The sequence below is a fragment of the Avibacterium endocarditidis genome (genome assembly GCF_002921145.1).
In the GTDB taxonomy this organism is placed as follows: Bacteria; Pseudomonadota; Gammaproteobacteria; order Enterobacterales; family Pasteurellaceae; genus Avibacterium; species Avibacterium endocarditidis.
Genome location: NZ_PQVI01000043.1, coordinates 1 through 7,650, shown reverse-complemented (window position 1 = coordinate 7,650; position 7,650 = coordinate 1). Strand labels below are relative to the sequence as shown.

Annotated in this window: 9 protein-coding genes and 2 pseudogenes; all 11 read left to right on the top strand. The window is 42.2% G+C overall.

The genetic code is table 11. The annotated features are described in order from the left end of the window. The first annotated feature begins 107 nt into the window (after window positions 1–107). The 11 genes and pseudogenes from gpU (C3Z13_RS12660) (at window position 108) to C3Z13_RS03850 (ending at window position 7,514) form a co-directional block, all read left to right on the top strand. The gene (gpU, locus tag C3Z13_RS12660) at window positions 108–263 is read left to right on the top strand and encodes a phage tail terminator protein (RefSeq protein ID WP_146256865.1); all 156 of its coding nucleotides are present in this window, start codon (window positions 108–110) and stop codon (window positions 261–263) included. Beyond that, window positions 257–505, top strand: coding sequence for a phage tail terminator protein (gene gpU / locus C3Z13_RS12655; RefSeq protein WP_103855058.1), 249 nt, complete (start codon window positions 257–259; stop codon window positions 503–505). Before gpU (C3Z13_RS12660) ends, gpU (C3Z13_RS12655) begins: the two co-directional genes overlap by 7 nt. An 11-nt stretch (window positions 506–516) precedes the next feature. Then, the gene (locus tag C3Z13_RS03890; protein WP_103855057.1) at window positions 517–1,704 is read left to right on the top strand and encodes a phage major capsid protein; all 1,188 of its coding nucleotides are present in this window, start codon (window positions 517–519) and stop codon (window positions 1,702–1,704) included. A 45-nt stretch (window positions 1,705–1,749) separates the two neighbouring features. Next, window positions 1,750–2,292: an HK97 family phage prohead protease gene (locus C3Z13_RS03885; protein WP_103855056.1), complete on the top strand. Its 543-nt coding sequence runs from the start codon at window positions 1,750–1,752 to the stop codon at window positions 2,290–2,292. A gap of 12 nt (window positions 2,293–2,304) precedes the next feature. Further along, a pseudogene (locus tag C3Z13_RS03880) lies at window positions 2,305–3,492 on the top strand (phage portal protein); the annotation flags it as partial. Window positions 3,493–3,501: 9 nt separating this feature from the next. Next, window positions 3,502–3,858, top strand: coding sequence for a phage head closure protein (locus tag C3Z13_RS03875; RefSeq protein WP_165383102.1), 357 nt, complete (start codon window positions 3,502–3,504; stop codon window positions 3,856–3,858). Further along, a complete protein-coding gene (locus tag C3Z13_RS03870) occupies window positions 3,845–4,171 on the top strand; it encodes a head-tail connector protein (RefSeq protein WP_103855054.1) in 327 nt (108 codons plus the stop codon). The genes C3Z13_RS03875 and C3Z13_RS03870 overlap by 14 nt, the downstream gene beginning before the upstream one ends. 9 nt (window positions 4,172–4,180) lie before the next feature. Further along, on the top strand, window positions 4,181–4,543 hold the full coding sequence (locus C3Z13_RS03865) for an HNH endonuclease (protein ID WP_046098031.1): 363 nt from the start codon (window positions 4,181–4,183) through the stop codon (window positions 4,541–4,543). A gap of 383 nt (window positions 4,544–4,926) precedes the next feature. Next, entirely contained in the window at window positions 4,927–5,295 is a 369-nt protein-coding gene (locus C3Z13_RS03860; protein WP_103855053.1) for a phage terminase small subunit P27 family, read from the top strand. Further along, a pseudogene (locus C3Z13_RS03855) lies at window positions 5,296–6,958 on the top strand (terminase large subunit). It begins immediately after the preceding gene. A 76-nt stretch (window positions 6,959–7,034) separates the two neighbouring features. Next, window positions 7,035–7,514, top strand: coding sequence for an HK97-gp10 family putative phage morphogenesis protein (locus C3Z13_RS03850; protein WP_103855052.1), 480 nt, complete (start codon window positions 7,035–7,037; stop codon window positions 7,512–7,514). The last annotated feature ends 136 nt before the right edge of the window (window positions 7,515–7,650 follow it).

Below are 7,650 nucleotides of genomic sequence, written 5' to 3'. Positions count from 1 at the left end.
ATCTAATACGCCTAAAAAATAAGCTATTTACTTTCCTAAATATCTGTTTATCTTGTGATATGGGCTAATTGTAGCCTTCTTAATTAAGAAGAAATTTGAGGCAAAAAATGAATATTCATAGTGAAATCAGAAAACAGGTTTTAGCTAATCTTCAAGGAAAGATCGAAGGGATTGAGCGCTTTATTAATGGGCGTCCAGTTTTTGCGGATGTTGAAAAAGAATTGCCGGCGATTGCGGTTTTTATTGATGAAGTGAGATGCTAGAAGAAATGACAATGTGCGGAAATCAAGGCGACGGCGTTTTAACGGTTGGGATTTATTTGCCGTTCTATATGACAGAAGAAGCCTTAGATGAAGTTGCTGAACTTGTTACTAATATGCTAGCTGATGCTGAAATTCCTGTATTAGATACCTTCAGATTAGCAAAATTTAGTTATAGCTATGATGAAGCTCAAGCAGCTTGGATCTCAGCTAATTTGCATTATGAAATTCAATATCAACAATAAGGGTTTAAATTATGTTTAAAAAGTTATTAGAACTTCGCCAACAAAAAGCACAACACGCGGCAGAAATGCGCGCTTTGTTGGAAAAAGCAGAAAAAGAAAATCGTTCATTAAACGAGGAAGAAAGCGGTCAGTTTGATAAGCTGAAAGAGTTAGTTAAACAGATGTCTGATGAAATCGCCCGCTATGAAGCGGTGGCAGATGAAGAACGTAGTCAAAAAGGTGAGCCAGTAGAAACCCGCAATAAAGCCCAATTTACCAATGATGAATTACGTCATTACATTAAAACGGGTGAGTTGCGTTCTAATCTTTCCACTACGGCAAATGATGATGGCGGCTATTCCGTGATCCCACAATTAGACAAAGAAGTGATGAAACGCTTAACAGATGATAGCGTAATGCGTCAGATTGCTAATGTGGTGCGTTTGCCTGTTGGTGCGAAAGAATATAAGAAATTGGTTTCTGCTGGCGGTGCTATGGTGAACCACGGTGAAGAAGGTCAAGCTCGCACAGGTACTAACACCCCGAAATTAAATGAAGTTACCATTGCACTAAATCCAATCTATGCTTATCCAAAAACAACCCAAGAGATTTTAGATTTTTCTTCTATTGATGTGTTGGGCTGGCTGACTGAAGAAATTAGCGAGAGCTTCACCGAAACGGAAGAAGTTGATTTAACTTCTGGCGATGGCGACAAGAAAGCAAAAGGGCTATTAGCTTATACGCGTTCTACTGCGAATGATAAAGCCCGCACTTTTGGCGAATTGCAAAAATTAGAAGTTACCAGTGCGGACAAAATCACGGCTGACACGCTGATCGATTTATTCTACACCTTGCATAGCAAATACCGTAAAAATGCGGTTTGGGTGATGAGTTCAAGCATTGCGGCCACATTGCAGAAATTGAAAAATAAAAACGGTGATTTTATTTGGCGTGATGGTTTAACGGTTGATGCGCCAAGCACGTTATTAGGTCGCCCAGTTTATTATTTGGAAACAATGCCAACCGGTGGCGCGGGTAAAGCGGTGCTTGCTTTTGGTGATTTTAAACGTGGTTATTACATTGTGGATCACGAAACCGGCGTGCGTACTCGTCCAGACAATATCACCGAGCCGGGCTTTTATAAAGTTCACACGGACAAATATTTGGGCGGTGGCGTGGTGGATAGTAACGCCATCAAGTTTATTGAAACAACAGCATAACCAATCAGAGGGGCTTTCAGCCCCTTTTTTGTCAGTAGGTAGATTATGAATAAAGATTTTGAAATCCGTTCATCTGATATTCAAGCACAAGATAAAAAGCTGGTTGGCTATGTGGTGCAATGGAATAGCCCAAGTGAATTGATCTGGGGGGATTTTGTTGAACAGTTTGCACCGAATGCTTTTGCAGCGAGTTTAGCCAGTGGCCAAGATGTGCGGGCGTTATTTGAACACGATCACACTAAGCTACTTGGGCGAACCAGTGCCGGCACATTGAAATTGGAAGAAGATGCCGTTGGATTGCGCTTTGAGCTTACTCCGCCAGACACCACGTTAGGGCGTGATTTATTAGTCAGTGTAGAACGTGGCGATATTTCAGGAATGTCTTTTGGCTTTTATGCCAAGGCGGAAGCGTGGGATTTTGAAGCCACGCCGTGCTTGAGAACGGTCAATAGTGCGGAATTGGTGGAAATCACTGTAACCAGCATTCCCGCTTATCCTGAAAGCAATGTGCAGATTGCCAACCGTTCAATGGCGCAAGCCAAAGCAAAAATGCAGCAAAAAACCACCGCACTTATTGGGCTGATTTAGCGGGGTTATAAGATGTGGCCATTTAAACGTAAGACAGAACAACGTAGCCAGCCTTTGGGAATTGATGAGTTAATTTCTTATTTAGGCGTGGCAAATACGTCAGCAGGTGAGTTTGTTAGCCCACAAACGGCGGAAGCCTTGCCGGCAGTAATGAATGCCGTTACCGTGATTGCGGAAGCGGTGGCGTCGATGCCGTGTTATTTGTATCAATTAAAGCAAGATGGGCGTGAGCGTGTTTTCGATCACCCTGTTGATTATTTATTGAATGAAATGCCGAACCGCAATCAAACGCCGTATCAATTCAAATATACCCTAATGCGCCATTGTTTACTAAATGGGAATGCTTATGCCGTGATTGAGTGGAATAAGCAGGGTGAGCCAGTCAGCCTTACGCCTTATCAGCCTAGTGCGGTGAATATTTTGCGCACGCCAAAAGGTGAGCATATTTATCAAATCACCGATTTAGACGGCAAAACAAAGAATTATTTGCAAGATGAAGTGTTGCATTTGCGTCATTCTTCACTTGATGGCTTTATGGGACGTTCACCAATTGCTATTTGTCGCGAAACCGTAGGCTTAGGAATGGCACAGCAAAAACACGGTGCGGCAGTGATGAAGAATGGCTTGATGGCCAGCGGGCTAATTACAACGGCAGAATGGTTAGATGAAGCCAAAGGCAAGAAAGCATTGAAAGCCTTGGAACGTTACAAAGGGGCAAAAATGCAGGTAAAACGCCAGTGCTTGAAGGCTCAATGGAATATAAGCAGTTAGGAATGACAAACCAAGATGCGGAATGGTTGGCAAGCCGCACGTTTACGATTTCCGATATTGCGCGCATTTACAATATCAGCCCGATCTTTTTGCAAGATTATTCCAATAGTAGCTATTCCAATTTTAGCGAAGCAAGCCGTGCTTTTTTATCGCAAACCTTAACGCCCGTGGCTGACTAACTTTGAACAACAGTTAAAAGATGCGTTGATGGTGGACGTTAGCCGCCAAAGCAAGCAACGTTATTTAATTGAATTTGATACCAGTGATTTATTGCGAACCAGTCAAAACGATCGCTTCAATAGTTACGACACGGCCATTAAAGCCGGCATTATGAACCCTAATGAAGTGCGCAGACGTGAAGGGCTTTCGCCTTATGTTGGTGGTGATGAATTTAGCCAAGCGTGGAAACAGACCGTAGAAGTGAAAAAGGTGGTAACAATGGCGAGAATGATTAGAGCCGGAAAATATAACAAAGTGATCACCTTGCAAGCACGCAATCACGAGAAAGAAAAGCAGCTCAATCCTTATGGTGGCAATAAAACATTTTGGGAAGATGTGGCAACGGTGCGGGCAAGTATTGAACCCTTGCAAGGGCGCGAATATTTTAGTGGGCCATTTCAATTAGGTGAAAATATTATCCGCGTGCGCATTCGTTATTTGCCCAATGTAACAAGAAAAATGCGGGTGAAATATGGCGATCAACATTGGGACATTTATTCAGTAATCGACAGCAAGGACGAACACAGAGAACTGCAGTTAATGTGTAAGGAAGGGGAAGCTTATGGCGAACGTTGATCTTGTTATTCCGCTAGAGGAAATCAAAGCACACTTGAACATTATGGAAGATTTTGATCTTGATGATGACTTGTTAGAACGCTATGCCGTAGTATCAATCGAAGTGGCACAACGTCATATAGGGAAAACTTTTGCGGAAGAAGAAAGCGCAACCACAATCCCTTTTTATCCAACAATCAAAGTGGGCTGCTTGATGTATATTGCTTATCTCTACACAAATAGAGAAGCCGTTACTGACTTGGCAAATTTAAAACCCGCACCGATGACAATCAAATCCTTGTGGGAAGTGTACCGCGAACCCTGTATCTATTAAGGTGATGTTATGCCTTATCAACCTTTAAAGCGTTGTTCTTTCCCTGGTTGCCGTAATCGCGTGAAATCTGGCAGATGTGAAGAACATCAGACTAAACCAAAAGACAACCGCCCAAGCAGTAGCGCAAGAGGCTATGACCACAAATGGAGCAAATACCGCGCACAATACCTAAAGCATAATCCTTTGTGCGTGATGTGTTTAACAAAGGGATTACATACGCCTGCAACAGTAATCGACCACATCAAGCCCGTAGAGAATGGGCAAGCTGATCCGCTCTTTTGGGTAGCAAGTAATCATCAGGCCTTATGCCGTGATTGCCACAGCTACAAGACAAGGGTGATAGACAAGCGCGGATTTGGGGCGAAGAAGTAAGTTGTGGTGATATAACCATCACTACTTCAACCGTGGGCATATGCCCACAGTTCATTCAGTTGTGTACATATGTACACGGTTGCAAGTCAATCATTTCGATATCGAAACACTTCAGCCGTTGCGATATCGAAACAACTGAACCAGTCCAAAATTGGGCGCGTTGATTAAATGTTAGACGAAGTACAGAGATGGATTTTACAAAACTCAATTTTGAGCTTTGTTTTAAAATCAATAGGATAGGTGAACGCAATTTTGCGTTTAGCTTTAAAAACAATGAGATAGACACGGTAGGGGGAGTTTTAAAAAGAAAAGCCGAAAGCCGTAGAACCGCCCGTCCCCTCAAATTTTTATGCACAGTGATTTTTTTGAAAATAAGGAAAACAATGAATAAACGAAAAAGCTATAAAGCACCTGAATTTTTAGATGAGATTGCTAAATCACAATGGAAAGCACGCATTAAGCAACTTTCAGAACGTGGCGATATTAAACCCGAAGATTTAACAAACCTTGAAATTTATTGCGAAAACTACGCAATTTGGCGCCATTCTGTGGCAGATTTAGCGAAAAATGGCTTTATTATTATCAATTCTCAAGGTACACAATCACGCAACCCAGCACTTTCTGCAAAATCAGATGCGGAAAAAGTGATGATTAAAATGTCTTCCTTGCTGGGGTTCGATCCTGTTAGTCGCCGTAAAAATCCGGTAGAAACGGAAGAAACGGACGCTATTGATGAAATCTTGGTGATGTAAATGCCGTGGCATCGTTATGCTGAGCAAGTGCAGAACGGGGAAATTATCGCTTGCCAGAAAATCAAACAAGCCGTAGCCCGTTATTTTGCGGATTTAAGCAACCCTGATTATTTCTTTGATGAAAGTGCGGTGCAAAAATTCCTTGCTTTCTCTCGCTTATGTCCGCACGTCAAAGGGCATCTAAGAGGGCAGCCGATCGAATTATCGGATTGGCAAATCTTTCTTTTTGCTAATTTGCTTGGTTTCAAGCGCAAAGAAACCGGCTTGCGAAAATACCGATCCGCCTATGTGCAAGTAGCAAGGAAAAATGCGAAATCTGCCGTTGCGGCCGTATTGGCGAATTGGTTTCTGATTATGGAAAAAGGGCAACAAGATATTTACACCGCAGCCGTAAGCCGTGATCAGGCGCGTATTGTTTTGATGATGCGCGCCAAATGTGCTTGCTTTCTGCACCATTGAAAAGCGGATCAGCATTCAACAGCACAAACTGATCAACCCCAAGAATAACAGCTTAATGCGCCCACTGGCAGCCAAATCTAGCACCATTGAAGGAACTAACCCAAGCCTTGCTATTGTTGATGAATATCACCTACACGCAGACAACAGCGTTTACAGTGCGTTAGAACTTGGGCAAGGAGCAAGACCAGAAGGGCTATTATTTGCCATCACCACCGCAGGCAGTAACACCATTTCAGCGTGCAAGCAGCATTATGACTATTGCGCCCAAATTCTGGCAGGCAATGAACAGAATGATAGCTTGTTTATTCTGATTTTTGAATTAGATGATGAAAGCGAAATTGACCAACCTGAAAACTGGATCAAAGCCAACCCCAATATTAACAAATCTATCCCGCAACTTGATTTTGAAAACACCATCAAAAAAGCCCGTGGCATACCTTCCGAATGGGTGGAAATGCTCACTAAACGCTTTAATGTATGGTGCCAAGGACAAACGCCGTGGCTAAGTGAAGGCAGCTGGGCGCAGTGCAAGCGTGATTACAGCGAACAAGATTTACTTCACCAAGATTGCTATATGGGCTTGGATCTCTCTTCAACCAACGATTTAACCAGCATTTGCTACACCTTCCCACAAGAAAAGAAAGTGCGGTTGATAACGCGTCATTATTTGCCTGAATATCAGCTTAATAATGTGGCCAACAAAAATCGCGCCATCTATCGCCAATGGGTGCGGCAAGGTTGGCTAAGGGTAACAGAGGGGGATTGTATCGATTATGACAAAATCCGCGATGATATTTTGAAAGATGCCGAACAATTCAACATAAAAATGATTGGCTTTGATGTTTGGAATGCCACACACCTAAGAACCCAGCTACAAGCGGCAGGGCTAGAAGTTGAACCCTTCCCGCAAACCTATCAACGCTTTAGCCCCGTGGCAAAATCAACGGAAGTCTTAATCAATCGCCAAGTGATAGAACACAACGGCGATCCCGTGCTTGCCTGGGCATTGTCTAACGTCGTAATGGAAACCGACGCAAACGCCAATATCAAGCCAAACAAGAAAAAAGCAGCCAATAAAATTGACCCAGCGATCGCCTTCTTGATGTCTTTTGGCACTTATCAGCTTGAATATGGTGATGTGATTTTTGAACTATCCAACGAACATCAACAGGCATTAGAACAATTTAACGGAATAGATTTATAGATGAACAGTGAATTAATTTATCTGCTGATTTACAGCGGTGCAATGTATTATTTCTTTTATTATTGGAGTAAATAAAATGAGTGTATCAGTCAAAATAACAGGATTGAAAGAGATAGAACGCAATATTAATAAAACAATAAAAAATATTGCCAAAAATGCGAGAAAACCAATTAGAAAAGCCCTAAATGCAGGTGCAAGAGAATTAGAAAAAGCCATTAAGCCAACCGTGCCAATTTTAAAAACAAGCACCAATTTCCGGCAAAAAGGCACAATAAAAAATAATATCAGACACAAAACAAGTGTAGCCAAGAATGGATTAAGTGGACTAACTAAAATCCGCGTAATGCGAACCAAAGGGCGAAAAATGGCAAGAGTTGGGCAAGCGGTAAGAGATAGAACCGATCCATTTTATTGGTGGATGGTTGAATATGGCACAGTAAAAATGAAAGGCCGCCACTTTATGGAAACAGGTGCAGAACGTGGCAAGGCTCACGCATTGAAAGTAACAAGAGAAACCTTTGAAAAAGAATATAAAAACGGGTTAAAATTGAAATAACACCAAATCAAACACGCCTAGGCTGATCACCGAAAACAAGCCCCCTTAGCTTGCTGGCGTGTTTCCATTCATAAGGGAAAATGCGAAAGGGGCATTTATGGGAAATATAATTGAGAAACTTTTAGACGCTTTAGGA